The organism is Kitasatospora sp. NPDC057904 (assembly GCF_042887925.1).
Classification (GTDB): domain Bacteria; phylum Actinomycetota; class Actinomycetes; order Streptomycetales; family Streptomycetaceae; genus Kitasatospora.
Map to the genome: position 1 here is coordinate 64,119 of NZ_JBHVOL010000020.1, position 16,930 is coordinate 81,048.

The 16,930-nt window shown below is 73.3% G+C and carries 16 protein-coding genes; 15 read left to right on the forward strand and 1 reads right to left on the reverse strand.

Annotated elements, in window-relative coordinates; translation table 11 throughout:
- Positions 1-55: 55 nt before the first annotated feature.
- From ACFVSN_RS35230 to ACFVSN_RS35290, 13 genes are all read left to right on the forward strand, one after another.
- Positions 56-820, forward strand: a complete 765-nt coding sequence (locus tag ACFVSN_RS35230; RefSeq protein WP_387957546.1) for an SDR family oxidoreductase — start codon at positions 56-58, stop codon at positions 818-820.
- A 48-nt stretch (positions 821-868) separates the two neighbouring features.
- Complete coding sequence (locus ACFVSN_RS35235; RefSeq protein ID WP_359964858.1) at positions 869-1,105, forward strand: helix-turn-helix domain-containing protein; 237 nt, start codon at positions 869-871, stop codon at positions 1,103-1,105.
- Positions 1,106-1,108: 3 nt separating this feature from the next.
- On the forward strand, positions 1,109-1,675 hold the full coding sequence (locus ACFVSN_RS35240) for a Clp protease N-terminal domain-containing protein (RefSeq protein ID WP_380439478.1): 567 nt from the start codon (positions 1,109-1,111) through the stop codon (positions 1,673-1,675).
- Between the two features lie 325 nt (positions 1,676-2,000).
- Entirely contained in the window at positions 2,001-3,740 is a 1,740-nt protein-coding gene (locus ACFVSN_RS35245) for a sensor histidine kinase (protein ID WP_387957548.1), read from the forward strand.
- Positions 3,740-4,174, forward strand: a complete 435-nt coding sequence (locus ACFVSN_RS35250) for a roadblock/LC7 domain-containing protein (protein WP_329924667.1) — start codon at positions 3,740-3,742, stop codon at positions 4,172-4,174. The genes ACFVSN_RS35245 and ACFVSN_RS35250 overlap by 1 nt, the downstream gene beginning before the upstream one ends.
- Positions 4,171-4,539 (forward strand): DUF742 domain-containing protein, encoded by a 369-nt coding sequence (locus ACFVSN_RS35255; RefSeq protein WP_329924666.1) that lies wholly within the window; start codon positions 4,171-4,173, stop codon positions 4,537-4,539. The genes ACFVSN_RS35250 and ACFVSN_RS35255 overlap by 4 nt, the downstream gene beginning before the upstream one ends.
- Positions 4,520-5,266 carry an ATP/GTP-binding protein gene (locus ACFVSN_RS35260; RefSeq protein ID WP_380439482.1) on the forward strand — a complete coding sequence of 249 codons (747 nt, stop codon included), beginning with the start codon at positions 4,520-4,522 and terminating at the stop codon, positions 5,264-5,266. The genes ACFVSN_RS35255 and ACFVSN_RS35260 overlap by 20 nt, the downstream gene beginning before the upstream one ends.
- A complete protein-coding gene (locus tag ACFVSN_RS35265) occupies positions 5,263-6,507 on the forward strand; it encodes a cytochrome P450 (protein WP_380439484.1) in 1,245 nt (414 codons plus the stop codon). Before ACFVSN_RS35260 ends, ACFVSN_RS35265 begins: the two co-directional genes overlap by 4 nt.
- A gap of 110 nt (positions 6,508-6,617) precedes the next feature.
- On the forward strand, positions 6,618-7,832 hold the full coding sequence (locus ACFVSN_RS35270; RefSeq protein WP_387957551.1) for a cytochrome P450: 1,215 nt from the start codon (positions 6,618-6,620) through the stop codon (positions 7,830-7,832).
- A 293-nt stretch (positions 7,833-8,125) separates the two neighbouring features.
- On the forward strand, positions 8,126-9,511 hold the full coding sequence (locus tag ACFVSN_RS35275) for an ABC transporter substrate-binding protein (protein ID WP_387957553.1): 1,386 nt from the start codon (positions 8,126-8,128) through the stop codon (positions 9,509-9,511).
- A 157-nt stretch (positions 9,512-9,668) separates the two neighbouring features.
- Positions 9,669-10,691, forward strand: coding sequence for a carbohydrate ABC transporter permease (locus tag ACFVSN_RS35280; RefSeq protein WP_387957555.1), 1,023 nt, complete (start codon positions 9,669-9,671; stop codon positions 10,689-10,691).
- The gene (locus tag ACFVSN_RS35285) at positions 10,688-11,602 is read left to right on the forward strand and encodes a carbohydrate ABC transporter permease (protein ID WP_387591362.1); all 915 of its coding nucleotides are present in this window, start codon (positions 10,688-10,690) and stop codon (positions 11,600-11,602) included. Before ACFVSN_RS35280 ends, ACFVSN_RS35285 begins: the two co-directional genes overlap by 4 nt.
- Before the next feature lie 261 nt (positions 11,603-11,863).
- Positions 11,864-13,441, forward strand: coding sequence for a DUF4153 domain-containing protein (locus ACFVSN_RS35290; protein ID WP_387957557.1), 1,578 nt, complete (start codon positions 11,864-11,866; stop codon positions 13,439-13,441).
- A 124-nt stretch (positions 13,442-13,565) separates the two neighbouring features.
- On the opposite strand, the gene ACFVSN_RS35295 is transcribed toward ACFVSN_RS35290, so the two are convergent.
- On the reverse strand, positions 13,566-15,113 hold the full coding sequence (locus ACFVSN_RS35295) for an MFS transporter (RefSeq protein ID WP_380439577.1): 1,548 nt from the start codon (positions 15,111-15,113) through the stop codon (positions 13,566-13,568).
- Positions 15,114-15,294: 181 nt separating this feature from the next.
- Here ACFVSN_RS35295 and ACFVSN_RS35300 point away from each other — a divergent pair, with 181 nt between their 5' ends.
- Together ACFVSN_RS35300 and ACFVSN_RS35305 are read left to right on the forward strand one after the other, a co-directional pair.
- Positions 15,295-15,990, forward strand: a complete 696-nt coding sequence (locus ACFVSN_RS35300; RefSeq protein ID WP_387957559.1) for a TetR-like C-terminal domain-containing protein — start codon at positions 15,295-15,297, stop codon at positions 15,988-15,990.
- 156 nt (positions 15,991-16,146) lie between these two features.
- Entirely contained in the window at positions 16,147-16,845 is a 699-nt protein-coding gene (locus ACFVSN_RS35305) for a ribonuclease HII (protein ID WP_380439498.1), read from the forward strand.
- Positions 16,846-16,930: the final 85 nt, after the last annotated feature.

A 16,930-nucleotide genomic window follows, 5' to 3' on the forward strand; every position in this document is an offset into this window, starting at 1 on the left:
GGCCGGTGGACTGTCGGTAGGGGGTGAAGGGCTTTCGGAGAGGAGCGGGTGAGTCATGACGGTGCTGGTGACCGGGGCGACGGGGACGTTGGGGCGGGAGGTGGTGCGGCTGCTGGTCGCGCGTGGGGTGGCGGTGCGTGGGTTGAGCCGGCGGGTCCGGGGCGGCGGGGCGGACGGGGTCGAGTGGGTGGCCGGCGACCTGGTGACGGGGGACGGGGTCGCTGCGGCGGTGGCCGGGGTGGAGACGGTGATCGACTGCGCGACCTCCCAGGGCAAGGAGGACCTGGACGCCGTGCGGCACCTGGTCGCGGCGGCCGAACGAGCCGGGGTGCGGCACCTCGTGTACGTGTCGATCGTCGGCGTCGACCGGGTGCCGATCCCGTACTACCGGACGAAGTACGCGTGCGAGCGGGTCGTGCGGGAGTCCCGGCTGGGCTGGACGGTGCTGCGGGCGACGCAGTTCCACGACCTGCTGCTGAGGTTCTTCGGCGCCTCGGCGAAGCTGCCGGTGTTCCCGGTGCTCACCGGGGTGCGGTGCCAGCCGGTGGACGTCCGGGAGGCCGCCGCGCACGTCGTGGAGCTGGTGGGGGAGGGGCCGTCCGGCTACGCGCCCGAGGTCGGCGGCCCGCAGGCGCGGACGTACCGGGACCTGGCCGGGGTCTACCTCCGCGCCACCGGCCGCCGCTGGCTGCTGCTCCCCCTGAGCCTCCCGGGCTCGGCCGTCCGCGAGCTGCGGGCGGGCGGCCTCCTCACCCCGGAGCGCGCGGTGGGCCGGGGCACCTTTGAGGAGACCCTGGCGGAGCGCTTCGGCCATCGCTGATGTCAACCAGGGTTGACACATGCGCTCGCGTCAACCAAAGTTGACACCATGAGCGAGAGCGGAGAGCTCGCGGCAGCCGCGAGCAGCCGGGACCCCGCCGTGGGGCTCCGGTCGGTCCGGGCCCTGCGCGACCTGGCGGACCGCCTGGAGAAGCTCCAGGTGGGCAACGCCCGTGCGCAGGGCTGGTCCTGGCAGGACATCGCGGTCTGCCTCGGGGTGACCCGGCAGGCCGTGCACAAGAAGTACGCCCGGCGGGGGGCCGGCCCGGAACAGGACGGAGACTGAGCGATGTTCGAGCGATTCACCGACGGGGCGCGGAGCGTGGTGTTCGTGGCCCAGGACGAGGCCCGGCTGCTGCGGCAGGCCGGTGTCGGCACGGAGCACCTGCTGCTGGGGATCCTGGCGCAGGAGGCGGACCCCGGGGCCGCGGTCCTGATCGACGCCGGCCTGGACCGGGAGACGGCGCGGCAGGCGGTGGCCCGGCTGATCGGGCCGCGCGACGACGCCGAGGCGCTGGCCTCGATCGGGGTGGACCTGGACGCCGTCCGGTCGGCCGTGGAGGCGGCCTTCGGCGAGGGGGCGCTGGACGCGCCGGCCGAGGAGGGGCCGAAGCGGCGCGGCTGGTTCAGGCAGGCGGACGCGAAACCGGCCCGCAGTCGGTTCGGCTCCGGGGCGAAGAAGGCGCTGGAGCTGTCGCTGCGGGAGTCGCTGCGGCTGAAGTCCGGTCAGATCGCGGTGGGGCACCTGCTGCTCGGGGTGATCCGGGAGGGGGACGGGCTCGGGGCGCGGGTGATCGTCGATCACGGGCTGGACCTGGGGGCCGTCCGGCAGGCGGTGGAGGCGAAGCTGGCCTGAGGGCGGGTGCGGTTCGGTCGGGCGCCCGCTCGGCGCCTGCTTTCGGCTCGGTCGGGCGTGCGGTGGGCGTGCCGTGGGCATCCGTCGGACGTCGCGAATCGGTGTAGGCGACGTGAATGAACGAGATTGACCGTCAACTGGCTGCTTGAGGGCAATGTCTGAATCGATATGATCGGCCGAAAGCGTGAATCGATCAGCCGCCCGGAGACGTTTCGCGACGCCGCCGGGCGGCCTCGTATGCGCTCGAACCACCGTCGGTGCCACTAGTGCCACCAGTGTCGCCGATCCGCCGCCCGAGCCGCCGCCGTTGTCGAGGACCGCACTGATGAGAGAAGCCACCAGCTCCGACGGCGGCCCGCGCCGACCGCCCGCGCCACGGACCGTCGCGCTGACCGCCGCGGCCGTCCTGCTCGCCCTGGTCGCCGCGCCGGTCGGGATCGGCCGGGCACTGGGCGCCCACCAGCCGCTGACGGCGCTCGCCGTCGGGGCCGTCAGCGTCCTGTGGCTGATCGCCGTCGGCGTGGCCGCGAGCGGGACCGAGCGCTCCCGGCGGCTGGCCGAGGACCTCGCCGTCCAGCACCAGGAGACCACCGCCGCCCTCGTCCTCGCCGGCTCCGCCCGGCAGGCCGAGACCGCCGCGCACGACGACGCGGCCTCCGCCCGCGCCGAGCGGGACGCCGCCCGGGCCGAGCAGGCCCGGATCGCGGCGGACGTCGTCGCCGCGCACGCCGAGCTGGCCCGGCTGGGTGCCGAGCTCGACGAGGCGCGGGCGCGGACCGAGGAGGCCCGGGCGGCCGCCGAGGCCGAGCGCGTGGACCTCGACCGGCTCGCCGACGGCGTCCTGCCCGAGGTCGTGAAGAAGCTCCGGAACGGCGCGTCCGTCGACAGCGCGCTGACCGCCCACCGTGCGCACCCCCAGCACGCGCTGCTGCGCGTCGTCGCGGACGAGGTCGGCCGGGGCGAACGGCTGCGGGCCGCCGCGCTCGCGGTGTGCGCGACGGCCGCCGGGCGCGTCCAGGCGCTGGCCACGAGCATGCACGCGGAGCTGCGCGAGATGCAGCACCGGCACGACGAGGAGGTCCTCGGCGACCTCCTGCGACTGGACCACTCGACCGCCCAGGCCGGCCGCATGGCCGACAGCATCGCGGTGCTCACCGGTGCGCGCTCGGGCCGCCGCTGGGCCAAGCCGATCGCGGTGGAGTCGGTGTTGCGCGGTGCGCTCGGCCGGATCGGCGCCTACCAGCGGGTGCGGCTGCACAACGCCAGCACCGCGGCCGTCGCCGGGTACGCGGCCGAGGGCGTGATGCACGCGCTGGCCGAACTCCTCGACAACGCCACCAACTTCTCCGCCCCGCCGGCCGAGGTGCACGTCTACGTCGAGGAGGTGTCGGCCGGGCTGGCGATCACCGTCGAGGACAGCGGTCTCGGTCTGAGCGACAGCTGGCTGCGCCGGGCCGAACGGGCCGTCTCCGCCGAGCCGTTGGACCTCGCCACGCTCTCCGCCGGTACCCGGCTGGGCCTCGCGGTGGTCGGCGTGCTGGCCCGCAAGCACGGCCTGCAGATCTCGTTCCGGCCGTCGGCGCGCGGCGGTACGGGCGTGGTGGTGCTGGTCCCGCAGCAGCTGCTCACGCACGGCGCTCCGGCGCCCGCCCCGGTCCAGCCGCCGGTCGCTGAGACGGTGCGCCCCGCGCTCACCCCTGCACGCCCGGTGCCCGCTCCGCTGCCGCCCGCGCCCACCGCCCCGGTGGTCCCCGCACCGGCCGCCCCGGCCCCGCTGCCGCCCGCGCCCACCCCGATCACCGACAGCGGCCTGCCGCAGCGCCGCCGCGGCCAGACCCTCGCCGCCACCGCGCCCGCGGCGGCGGCCCCGTCCGCGAAACCCGTCCGCGCGGACGCCTCGACGGCCGCCGCCCGGTTCGGCGCCTTCCGCCGGGCCGCCCAGCGCGCCGCGGAGGACACCGCGACCATGGACGCCCCGACCCTGGCCACCGCGACCACGGACGCCCCGACCACGGACACCGACACCACGCCCGACCCTTCCCCCGTCACCGAGAAGGACTCCTGATGAGCAGCGCGACCGACCGTGACCTCGACTGGCTGTTGGAAAACCTGCTGAGCGTCACCCCCGGCGCCCGGCACGCCCTGGTGCTCTCCGCCGACGGCCTCAAGCTCTGCCACACCTCCGGCCTCGACGCCGACCGGGCCGACCAGTTGGCCGCGATCGCCTCCGGCCTGCAGAGCCTGGCGCACGGCGCCTCGATCGAGTTCGGCGACGGCACCGGCGGCGTCCGGCAGTCGATGACCGAGTTCCACGGCGGCATCCTGTGCATCGTGGCGGCCGGCGAAGGCGCGCACCTGGCCGTCGTCACGGACGACGAGGCGGACGTGGGCGTGGTCGGCCACAACATGCACGGCCTGATCGAGCAGATCGGCGTCCACCTGAGCGCGCCGGCCAGGTCGGTGGAGGAGACCGGGACGCACGAGAGCGCCCGGGCATGAACGCCGGGCCGGTCCTGCCGGGTCGGGACGACGACCCGGACCGCCTCTACACGATCACCCGGGGCCGCAGCCGCTCCCCGGAGAACGCCTTCGACCTGGTCACGCTGATCGTCGCCGAGCGGGAGCCGGCGCCGGGCATGCAGTCGGAGCACGCGCGCATCCTGCGGATGTGCGAGGCCCCGACCGCCGTCGTGGAGGTCGCGGCGGAGCTGGCGCTGCCGGTCTCGGTGGTGAAGATCCTGCTCGGTGACCTGCTGGAGTCCGGGGCCGTCACCGCCCGGCACCCCCGGTTCGCGCCGAACAAGGCGCGGCTGCCCGATCTCGACACGCTGAAGCAGGTGCTGCATGGCCTCCAACGGCTCTGACCCCTCCACGACGGCGGCTCCGGCGGTTTCGACGGCTTCGACGGAGGCCCCGGCGACGGCCCCGGTCACCGGCCGCACCCCGCTGCGCGCGACCGCCGACAACGCGCTGAAGATCGTCGTGGTCGGCGGCTTCGGCGTCGGCAAGACGACGCTGGTCGGCTCGGTCAGCGAGATCCGTCCGCTGAACACCGAGGAGGTCATGACGCGGGCGGGCGAGGGCATCGACCCGGCCGGCGCGTGGGGCAAGCGCTCCACGACGGTCGCCTTCGACTTCGGCCGGATCACGCTCTCCGAGAGCCAGGTGCTCTACCTGTTCGGCGCGCCGGGGCAGGAACGTTTCTGGTTCCTGTGGGACCGCCTGTTCAGCGGCGCGCTCGGCGCGGTCGTCCTGGTGGACACCCGGCGCCTGGAGGAGTCCTGGTACGCCATCGACCGGCTGGAGCACCACGGCACCCCGTTCATCGTGGCCCGCAACAACTTCGGCGAGCCGGCCCACACCCTGGAGCAGGTCCGCGAGGCGCTCGACCTGCCCCCGGAAGTGCCGCTGGTGGACTGCGACGCCCGGGACCGGGAGTCCGGCAAGCGGGTGCTGATCGAGCTGGTCGGCCACCTGGCCGCGCTCGCGGAGGCCGAGGCCGGGCTCCCCGTGCAGCCGGCCGCCTCCCGCCACGCCGAATCCCCCGCGCAGCAGTACGAGGCGCACCAGTACGAGGAGAGCACCCCGTGACCGAGCCCGCCGTCACCCCGCCCCCGGGCTGCCCCGCGCACGCCGGCGCCACGCCGCTGTACGGGCCGCGCTTCCAGACCGACCCGGCCCAGCTCTACCGCGAGCTGCGCGCCCAGCACGGCCCGGTGGCCCCGGTCGAACTGGCCGGCGGCGTCCCCGCCTGGCTGGTCATCGGCTACCGCGAGCTCCAACTGGTGACCGGGCAGCCCCAGTTGTTCGGCCGCGACTCCAGCCGCTGGCACGCCTGGGACACCCTGCCCGCCGACTGGCCGCTGAAGCCGATGATGGCGCCGGTGCCGTCGATCCTCTACGCCGAGGGCGAGGAGCACGTGCGCCGCTCCCGGGCGGTCACCGACGCGCTGGCCGCGGCCGACCCGTACGAGCTGCGCAAGCACGCCGAGGAGATCGCCGACCGGCTGATCGACGACTTCGCCGGCCGCGGCGAGGCGGACCTGGTCGCCGAGTACGCGCACCGGATGCCGCTGCTGGTGCTGTGCCGGGTGCTCGGCCTGGACGAGGAGCAGGCTCCGGAGCTGATCACGGCGCTGCTGACCATGCTGGACGGCGGCCCGGACGCCCCGGCCGGCGCGCAGCGGCTGCTGGAGCTGATGCTCGCCCTGGTGCGGGAGAAGTCCGAGCACCCGGGTGCCGACGTCGCCTCGCGCATGCTGGAGCACCCGGCCGGACTGACGGAGGACGAGGTGATGCGCGACCTGCGGGTGCTGCTGATCGCCGGCCACCAGCCGTCCTCGTACTGGATCTCCAACGCGCTGCGCCTGATGCTCACCGACGAGCGGTTCGCGGCCTCGCTCGCGGGCGGCCGGCGCAGCATCAGCCAGGCCCTCAACGAGGCGCTCTGGGAGGACACCCCGACGCAGATCTTCGCCGGCCGGTGGGCCGTGCGGGACACCCACCTCGGCGGCCAGCGGATCGCCGAGGGGGACATGCTCCTGCTGGGCTTCGCCGGGGCGAATTCCGACCCGTCGGTGCGCCGGCCGGACGGCCGGCCCGCCGAGGGCAACCGGGCGCACATGAGCTACTCGTACGGCGAGCACGGCTGCCCGTTCCCCGCGCAGGAGGCGGCCGAGGTGATCGCCACGACGGCGATCGAGGTGCTGCTGGACCGGCTGCCGGACCTGCGGCTCGCGGTGGCCGAGCACGCGCTGGTGTGGCGGCCGTCGGCGTGGGTGCGGGGGCTGGTGGCGCTGCCGGTCTCGTTCACCCCGGGGCACGCGGCCTGACCGGTCTGTCCTCGGGCTTTCCACGCTCGAACCGCTCGAACCGCTCGAACCGTTCGAAGTTCCGTCCTCTCGTCAGCCCCGAAGCCCCTTAGTCCGAAGGAGAGTTGCCGATGTCCGTGGCCCCGGCCCCGTTCGTCCTCGACCCGCTGGCCCGCGACAGCGCCGCCGAGGGCGCCCTGCTGCGCGCCGCCGGTCCGGCGGTGCCGGTCGAGCTGCCCGGCGGGGTCGCCGCGTGGGCGGTGACCCGGCACGCCGCGGCGCGCGACCTGCTGACCGATTCCCGGCTGGTGAAGGACGCCGCGCACTGGGCCGCCTTCCAGCGCGGAGAGGTCCCGAAGACCTGGCCGCTGATCGGCCTCGCGGTGCCCGGTCCGAGCATGGTGACCACGGACGGCGCCGAGCACCGCCGGCTGCGGGCGCTGGTGGCGCAGGCGTTCACCCCGCGTCGGGTGGAGCTGATGCGCCCGCGCGTCGAGGAGATCACGCACCGGCTGCTGGACGCGCTGGCCGCGGGCGGGTCGGAGGTGGACCTGAAGTCGGCGTTCGCGTTCCCGCTGCCGATGACGGTGATCTGCTCGCTGCTGGGCGTGCCGGAGTCGGACCACGGCGTGCTGCGCGACCTGTACGAGCGGTTCTTCGGCATCAAGCCGGACCCGGCGGGTATCCAGGCGACCATCGCCGGGCTGAACGCCTTCGTCAACGACCTGGTGGCGCAGCGCCGTTCGGCCCCCGGCGACGACCTGGCGAGCGTGTTGCTGGCGGCGGACACCGAGGGCGGCGCGCTGACCGACGCGGAGGCGGCGGCGACCCTGCGGGTGATCATCGCGGCCGGTCACGAGACCACGGTGAACCTGATCGGCAACGCCGTCCGGGCGCTGCTGGCCCACCCGGAGCAGCTGGCGCTGGTGCGGTCGGGGCGGGTGCCGTGGGACGCGGTGGTGGAGGAGTCGCTCCGCTGGACGCCGCCGACCAGCAACTTCCTGTTCCGCTTCGCCGCCGAGGACATCCCGGTCGGCGACACGGTGATCCCGGCGGGCGAGCCGGTGCTGATCTCGTACAACGCGATCGGCCGGGACCCGGCGCAGCACGGCATCACGGCGGAGGTGTTCGACGTTACCCGGGACGCGTCCCGGCACCTGTCCTTCGGCCACGGTCCGCACGTCTGCCCGGGGTCGCCGCTGGCCAGGCTGGAGGCGGGGGTCGCGCTGCCGGCGCTGTTCGAGCGGTTCCCGGGGCTGTCGCTCGGGGTGCCGGACGGGGAGCTGCGGCCGAGCCCGTCGCTGGTGGTCAACAGCCTGCTGGAGCTGCCGGTCCGGCTCTTCTGACGGACGGCCGTCCGGCGGCCCTGTCCTCTTCCGGGGCGGGGCCGCCGGCGTGGCCTGGCGGGGCGGGAGCCCGTGGGGAGACGGGCGGCGGCTTGTCGGGACGCGGTCGGGTCACGACCGGGACACCGCGCGATGAAGGTCGATCGCGGACCTTGGCGGCGACCGGCGGCTGGGTTAACGTCGTCGGATCGGCCGCACGTCCAATCCGACGATCCGATCAGCCGACTATCTCCGGTACAGCGCAATGTCGTTCGGTCCACAGCCGGCAGCACGCCCTGGCGAGGAGAACCGCATTGACCCTCAACCCGACCGCACCGTCCCCGAGTTCCCGCCGCCGTCTGGTCGCCGCGCCCGCGCTGCTCGCGGCGCTGGCGCTGACCGCCGCCTGCTCCAACAGCTCCGGCGGTTCGGGCGACGGCGGGGGAGCGGCCCAGTCGCTGTCCGGCGACTGCGCCAAGTACCAGCCGTACGCCGGGCATTCGGGCACCACGGTGACGATGTTCGCCTCGATCCTCAGCCCGGAGTCGGACAACCTGGAGAAGTCCTGGGCGGAGTTCTCCAAGTGCACCGGGATCAGGATCAGTTACGAGGGGTCGAACGACTTCGAGTCCCAGCTGCCGGTCCGCGTGGCCGGCGGGAACGCCCCGGACTTCGCGATCATCCCGCAGCCCGGCCTGCTGGCGCAGATGGTGAAGAGCGGCAAGGTGGTGAAGCCGCCCGCCCAGACGGTCACCAACCAGGACCGGTGGAGCCCGGTCTGGCGGACGTACGGCTCGGTCAACGGCACGTTCTACGCGGCCCCGATGAGCGCCAACATGAAGTCGCTGGTCTGGTACTCGCCGAAGGCCTTCAAGGCGGCCGGCTACGAGGTGCCGAAGACCTGGGCCGACCTGATGGCGCTCAGCGACAGGATCGCCAAGGCGGGCGGTGGCAAGCCGTGGTGCGGCGGCATCGCCTCCGGCACGGCCACCGGCTGGCCGGCCACCGACTGGCTGGAGGAGGTGGTGCTGGGCACGTACGGCGGTGACGTGTACGACCAGTGGGTGGGCCACCAGGTGAAGTTCTCCGACGAGAAGATCACCACTGCCATGAAGACGGTCGCCGGCTGGATGCAGAACCCGGCCTGGGTCAACGGCGGCTTCGGCGACGTGAAGTCGATCGCCACGACGACGTTCCAGGACGCGGGCACGCCGATCCTGAGCGGCAAGTGCTTCATGCTCCAGCAGGCGTCCTTCTACAAGGCGCAGTGGCCCAAGGACACGAAGATCGCTCCGGACGGCGACGTGTTCGCCTTCCACCTGCCCGCGGTGAACCCCGGCGTCCCCAGCCCGGTCGAGGGCGGCGGCGAGTTCCTGACCGCGTTCTCGAACCGGCCCGAGGCGCAGGCGGTGCAGAACTACCTGTCCAGCTCGGACTGGGCGAGCAGCCGGGTGAGGACGGCCACCGGCTGGGTCTCGGCCAACCAGGGCGTCGACAAGAGCCTGTACACCGACCCGGTCGACCGGTTGTCGGCGGACGCGCTGACCGACCCGGGCGCGACCTTCCGCTTCGACGCCTCCGACATGATGCCGGCCGCGATCGGCTCCGGACAGGAGTGGAAGTCGCTGACCTCCTGGTTTGCCGAGGGCCAGACGATCCAGAAGGTCGCGGGCGACATCGACGCCGCCTGGCCGCAGTAGCCCGCGGCCGGGCACGCCTCGCGGCGCCGCGACGGCGGGCGCCGCTCCGGGGCCCCACGCCCGGCGCCGTCACGGGACCACCTGTCGAGGGCGGTGCGGGGCCACCCACCCGCACCGCCCGCCCCCTTCCCACCGGCACCAGGAGGGACGCACAGCCATGTCCGTACCCGGTACCCCGCCCCCGTCCGCCGCGCTCGCCGGCGGCGCGTGGGGCGACGCGGCGATCAAGTTCGGCAACACCTTCGGCGCGGTCGCGGGCTTCCTCGGGATCCTGCTGCTGGTCTTCCTCGCGGCGGGCCGGGCCCGGGGCCGCCTGGCCCGGCCGCTGGCCGTCGCGGTGTTCCTCGGCCCGGCCGTGCTGCTGCTCCTGGTTGGCCTGGTCGCACCGCTGCTGCGCACGGTCTACCTGAGCTTCTTCGGCGACGACAGCTCCCACTTCGTCGGCGGCGAGAACTTCGGCTGGGCGTTCACCACCGACTCCGTCCGGCACGTGCTGGTCAACACCGCGCTGTGGCTGGTGATCGCGCCGCTGGCGGCGACCGGCCTCGGTCTGGTGCTGGCGCTGCTGGTGGACCGGATGCGCGGTCAGGCGGTCTACAAGTCGCTGATCTTCATGCCGATGGCGATCTCGCTGGTCGGCGCGTCGATCATCTTCAAGTTCGTCTACGAGTCGCGCGGCCCCGGCCAGTCGCAGATCGGCCTGCTCAGCCAACTGGCCGTGGCGCTCGGCTGGCACGACCCGCCGAACTGGATGCTCGACCAGCCGCTGAACACCTTCCTGCTGATGGTGGTCATGGTCTGGGTGCAGACGGGCTTCGCGATGGTGGTGCTGTCGGCGGCGATCAAGGCGATCCCGGACGAGATCACCGAGGCGGCCCGGCTGGACGGTGCCGGCGGGCTGCGGCTGTTCTGGTACGTCACCGTGCCGATGATCCGCACGACGGTCGTGGTCGTGCTGACCACCGTCATGATCACCACGCTGAAGGCCTTCGACATCGTCCGCACCATGACGGGCGGCAACTTCGGCACCCAGGTGCTCGCGAACGAGATGTACTCGCAGTCCTTCGTGCAGTTTGACACCGGCCGGGGCAGCGCGCTCGCGGTGATCCTCTTCCTCGCGGTGCTGCCGCTGGTGGCCTACAACATCGTCCAGCTGCGGAAGGAGCGTGGGGTGCGATGAACGGTGGTCCCCGGGGCCCGGTGCGCAAGGCGTTCAGCAGTCCGCTCGCCTCGGTGTTCGTCATCGCGGTGACGGTGCTGTGGACGATCCCCACGCTGGGCCTGCTGGTGACGTCGCTGCGGCCCAAACAGGACGTCACGGCGGACGGCTGGTGGAACGCCCTCCTGCACCCGGACCTCGGCCTCGGCAACTACCACACCGTGCTGTTCGAGGGCGGTTCCGGCGTCTCGACCGGCCTGATGCCGTTCCTGGTCAACTCGCTGGCGATCAGCGTCCCGGCGACGGTCTTCCCGCTGGTGCTGGCGGCCATGGCGGCGTACGGGCTGGCGTGGGTGCGGTTCCGGGGCAGCGACGTGGTGTTCTTCGTGGTGTTCGCGCTTCAGGTGGTGCCGATCCAGATGGCGCTGATCCCGCTGCTGCGGCTGTTCTCGGGCGGCGCGCACCTGGGCTCGCTGACGCTGATCCCGGCGGTGGACCTGAAGGGTAGCTACGCGCCGGTCTGGCTGGCGCACACCATGTTCGCGCTGCCGCTGGCGGTGTTCCTGCTGCACAACTTCATCGCGCAGTTGCCGCGGGACCTGATGGAGGCGGCGGTGGTGGACGGCGCCTCGCACTTCAAGATCTTCCGGTCGATCGTGCTGCCGCTGTGCACGCCGGCGCTGGCCTCGTTCGCGATCTTCCAGTTCCTGTGGGTCTGGAACGACCTGCTGGTGGCGCTGACGTTCGCGGGCGGCACGCCGGAGGTGGCGCCGATGACCGTGCGGCTGGCGCAGTTGTCCGGGTCGTTCGGCGGGCGCTGGGAGCTGCTGACGGCGGGGGCGTTCCTGTCGATCGTCGTCCCGCTGATCGTCTTCTTCAGCCTCCAGCGGTACTTCGTCCGAGGGCTGCTGGCGGGGTCGGTGAAGGGGTAGCCGGGGAGTGGTCGGGGTGGTCGGAGTGGTCGGAGTGGTCGGGGTGGTCGGGGGAGGCCGGGTGGTCGGGTGGTCGGGACCGGCTGGGACCGGCCGGGGCTGGTCGGGGCAGGTCAGGGTGAACTGAACACGTTCAGATCAAACTTTTGAACTTGTTCAGAATGCTCTACAGTCGGCTGCGGCGGCAACGCCGAGCGCGTCTGCCGGCGGGCTGCCCGGAGGGCGGCTCCCGCCTGCCCACCGACCACTTGAGGGGGACTCATGTCCGCGCTGTCCAGCCCCGCCCCGGCCGATCCGCCGCCCGCCGGGGCCGCCTGGGGGCCGGGCCGGCCCGCCCCGAAGACGTTCTCGTGGCTGCGGCCCAGCGACCCCGACGGCAAGGCCGCCGCCACACCGCGGGTGCTCGTCGCGGCGCTGCTCACCGGTCTCCTGACGGCCTGGCTGCTGGGCGACGGCATCGGCGTCGGGCTGACGGTCTGCGGGGTCGCCGCGGCGGTCGGCGCCGGGCTCGCCGCCCGTGGGGCGGGCCGCCGGGCCCGGCCCTGGACGGTCGCCTGGAGTGCGCTCGCGCTCGCCCTGCTCGCCGTCCCGGCCCTGTGGGAGGCCGGCTGGCCGGTGGTGATCGCGGTGGTCGGCGCGCTGGCGCTGGCCTCGCTCGCGCTGCACGGCGGCCGCCGCTGGCCGGGCGTGCTGCTCGCCCTGCCGGGCGTCCTCTGGCAGGTGGGGCCGGGCGTGCGCTGGGCCGCCGACGGCCTGGCCGGGCACCGCCTGCGCAGCCGGGGCCGGATCGTCCCGGTACTCAAGGCGCTCGCGGTCGCCGCCGTGCTCCTCGTCGTCTTCGGCTGGCTGTTCGCCGGGGCCGATGCCGCCATGGCGGACGTCCTGGACAGCCTCAGCCCGAGGATCGACCTCGACCGGCTCCCGGTGCGCGCCGTGCTGTTCGCGGTCGGGCTGCTCACCGCGCTCGGCTTCGCGCACATCGCGGCCGGCCCGCGCCGCTGGGACCGCACGGTGGTCCGGCCCGGCCGGGCCCGCGGGCGGCTGGAGTGGGCGCTGCCGCTCGTCGCGCTCGACCTGATGTTCGGCGTCTTCGCGGTCATCCAGGCCGTGATGGTGCTCGGGGGCGCCGACGCCGTCCTGCGGAACACCGGGATGAGCCGCTCCGAGTACGCGCGGCAGGGCTTCTGGCAGCTGTCCGTCATCACGGTGCTCACGCTCGTGGTCGTCGCCGTCGCCAAGCGCTGGGCCCCGCGCACCACGCCCGCCGACCGCCGCCTGGCGCGGATCCTGCTCGGCCTGCTCTGCGTGCTCGCCCTGACCGTCGTCGCGTCGGCGCTCGGGCGGATGTGGTTCTACGTCGACGCCTCGGGCCTCACCCGGCTCCGGCTCTGGGTGCTGGTGGTGGAGATCTGGCTGGGCGGCGTGTTCGCCCTGCTCATCGCCGCCGGGTCCACCCGTTCCGCGGGCTGGCTGCCGCGCGCCGTCGTGCTCAGCGGCGCACTCGCCGCCGTGGTCTACGGGCTGATGGGGCCGGACGCGATCGTCGCCGAGCAGAACGTCGCCCGCTACGAGCGGACCGGCCGGATCGACCTGCGCAACGTCCGGGACCTCTCTCCGGACGCCGTCCCCGCCCTCGACCGGCTGCCCGGCGCCAAGCGGACGTGCGCGCTGCAGCTGATCCGCACCGACCTGGAGAACCGGGCCCGGCCCTGGTACGCCGCCAGCCTCTCCTCGGCCCGTGCCCGGGAGATCCTCGCCGCGCGGCCCCTGGCGGACGACGGCCGCGGCGGGCGGAGCGCGTGCGAGCAGGCGGGGCTGAAGATCGACGCGTACTTCTGACCCGCAGGGGTTTGGGGGGCTCGGGGTCCGGGGGTTTGGGGGCCCGCGGAACGGCGGACGGGCCGGCCGGGAGCGTGGTGCTCCCGGCCGGCCCGTCTGTTCCATCGGATGGCGCCCCGGTGGTTCAGTGCATCGCGACGCCGGAGGTCTCCGACGGCAGGTCGCTCGCCTTGGCCTTGATCGCGAAGACCGCGACCAGCAGCGCGACCGCCGCGAGGGCGGCACCCACGATGAAGCCGTGCGAAGTGCCCTGGATGAGGACGGAGTTGGCCGCGTCGGTGCCCGCGGGGAAGTCGTGGTGCTCCTTGAGGTAGCCCAGCTGCTCCGGCGTGGCCGTCTCCATGAACTTCGGCAGCTGCAGCTTGGCCTCGGCCGTGGCGTAGTGGGCGAAGACCGTGGTGAGGATCGACAGGCCGAGCGAGCCGCCGATCTGCTGCATCGAGTTGAGCAGGCCGGACGCTGCGCCGCTCTCCTCGCCGGGGACGCCGGCGACGGCGAGCAGCATGACCGGGACGAAGATCAGGCCCATGCCGAAGCCGAACACCACCGTGGGGCCGAGCACCCCGTCGAGGTAGCCGCTGTCCTTGTCCATCTGGGTCAGCCAGGTCAGGCCGATGGTGACCAGCAGTGCGCCGCCGGCCATGAACGGCTTCGGGCCGTACTTGGCTTGGAGGGTGGACGCGACCTGCGCGGCGATGATGATCGCCACGCTGATCGGCAGGAACGACACGCCGGCCTTCAGCGGGCTGTAGCCGAGCGGGCCCTGCACGAAGAGCACGACGTAGAAGAAGATGCCGAACATGGCCGCGGCCAGGCAGAGCATCATCACCAGGCCGCCGGTGCGGTTGCGGTTGGCGAACAGGTGCAGCGGGGTGATCGGCTGGGCCGTCCGCCGCTCGATCACGACGAACGCGGCGAGCAGGATCACGCCGGCCGCGAAGGAGCCGATCGTGAGCCCGTCCGTCCAGCCGTAGTCCGGGTTGGCCGCGCGGATGAACCCGTAGACGAGGCCGACCAGGCCCAGCGTCGAGGTGAACGCGCCGGGCAGGTCGAAGCGGCCGTCGGTGCGCTCGGACTCGGCGATGTAGCGCGGCGCGGCGATCGCGATCAGCACCGCGATCGGCACGTTGACGAAGAAGACCCAGCGCCAGTCCAGGTACTCGGTGAGCAGACCGCCGGCCAGCAGGCCGATCGCTGCGCCCGATCCCGCCACCGCCGAGAACACGCCGAACGCCTTGTTGCGTTCGGGCCCTTCCTCGAAGTTGGTGGCGATCAGCGCGAACGCCGTCGGTGAACAGATCGCGCCGCCGATGCCCTGGAGCGCGCGGGCGGCCAGCAGCAGGGTGCTGTCCTGGGCGAACCCGCCCAGTAGCGAGGCCAGGCCGAACAGCAGGGTGCCGAAGATGAACACCCGGCGGCGGCCGAGGATGTCACCCGCGCGACCGCCGAGCAGGAGCAGCCCGCCGAAGGTCAGCGTGTAGGCGTTGATGACCCATGACAGGTCGGTGGTCGAGAAGTTGAGCGCGTCCTTGATGCCCGGCAGCGCGATGTTCACGATGGTCGCGTCGAGCACCACCATGAGCTGCGTCGCCGCGATGACCGCCAGGGTGATGCCCTTGCCCCGGCTCGGGCCGCCGCGCGGTGGTGAGTTCTTGCTGAGAGTGTCGGAAATAGCCACGAAAGTGCCCCCTGGCTGGCTATGTGCGTGATGTGCTGCGGACCGTGGGCCCGGCGGAGAACCTGCGCCGTGCTGCAGGCTAGGAAGGAACGGGATCGTTCACTAATCTGGACGATATCCTGGGCCAGTTTGTGAACGCAAGCGTTCCTTAAGGTTGGTGGCAATGGATCATTCGGTGCGACGCCAGGTGACGGACCGGTCGGCCGGCCCGGCCCCGGAGGGAGCGGCGGCGCGGTCGGCGTCCGGCCCGCCGGTGCTGTGCCGGGTGCGGGTGGCCACCGAGGTCCTCACCCGGCCGGTGCGGCGCCGCGGGAAGGAACTGGAGAACGCGATCTTCGCGGCCGCGCTCGACCAGCTCACCTCCGGCGGGTTCGCGCGGCTGACGATGGAGGGCGTCGCCGCTGCGGCGCGGACCGGCAAGGCCGCGCTCTACCGGCGCTGGGCCTCCAAGGTCGAACTCGTCGTGGACGCCCTGGACTCCACTCTCCCACGGCCGAACGGCGTCCCCGACCTCGGGTCCACCCGCGATGAACTCCTGCAGCTCATCGAGGTGTTCGCGGGTGCGATGAACTCGCGCGCGGGCAGCGCCCTGCAGGCGTTGATGGGGGAGCTCGACCACGAACAGGCACAGCTGTTCAAGGACTTCATCGTGCAGCGGGTCGTCGCGCCGACCACCGGGACGATCCTCGACATCCTCCGCCGCGGAGCGGAGCGCGGAGAGGTCCGCCCCGGGGCCGTCACGCCGATGGTCGCGGACGTCGCCCCGGCGATGCTGCTCTACCAGGTCAAGATCTGCGGGCGCGAGAACACCCCGCCCGACTACGCCGTCCGCCTGGTCGACGACGTGCTGATGCCGATGATCGGGGCCTGAGGCGCGCCGGTGACCCGCGGTGACTCCGCGGTGGTTCCCCGGTAGCCGGTGGTGGCTCCGTGGTCGCCCCTCCGGCGTGGCGCGGGGCACCTCGGCGACGGGCTTAGGCTGGAACAGCCCCAGCTGAACGGGCCGCCCAGCCGAACGGAGCCTGTGATGCCCATCGTCCCGCCGACGCACTCCGTCGAGCGCTCGCTCCGCCGGGCCGGCGCCAAGGTCGTCGTCGGGCTGGACGAGGTCGGGCGCGGCGCCTGGGCCGGACCGGTCACCGTCGGCGCGGCCGTCACCGGACTGCGCCGGCCGCCGGAGGGGCTCACCGACTCCAAGCTGCTCACCGAGCTGCGCCGCCGCGCGCTCGCACCGGTCCTCGCCGACTGGGTCACCGCGTACGCGCTCGGCCACGCCTCGCCGCAGGAGTGCGACGAGCTCGGCATGACTGCCGCCCTGCGCCTGGCCGCCGTCCGCGCCTTGGAGGCGCTGCCGGTCGAGCCCGACGCGGTGATCCTCGACGGCAAGCACGACTACCTCGGCGGCCCCTGGCGGGTGCGCACGGTGATCAAGGGTGACCAGTCCTGCATCTGCGTCTCCGCCGCCTCCGTCCTCGCGAAGGTCCACCGCGACGGGATGATGGCCGAACTCGGCGAGCAGCACTCCGCGTACGGCTTCGCCGACAACGCCGGCTACCCGTCCCCGGTGCACCGCGCGGCGCTGGAGGAGTTCGGGCCCACCGAACACCACCGGCTCTCCTGGGCGTACTTGGACGCACTGCCGAAGTGGCGCCACCTGAAGCGGATCCGGCCGGGTCTGGAGGCGGCCGAAGGCTCCGCCGACGAACAGTTGACGCTCGGTTTCTGACGGTCCGTCTGGAATTGCCCCGGGTGGGTCCGGCAACGTCTTGGTGCCCAATGGGTGGGGCGCCCGTGCGCGTTCGACCGGCATT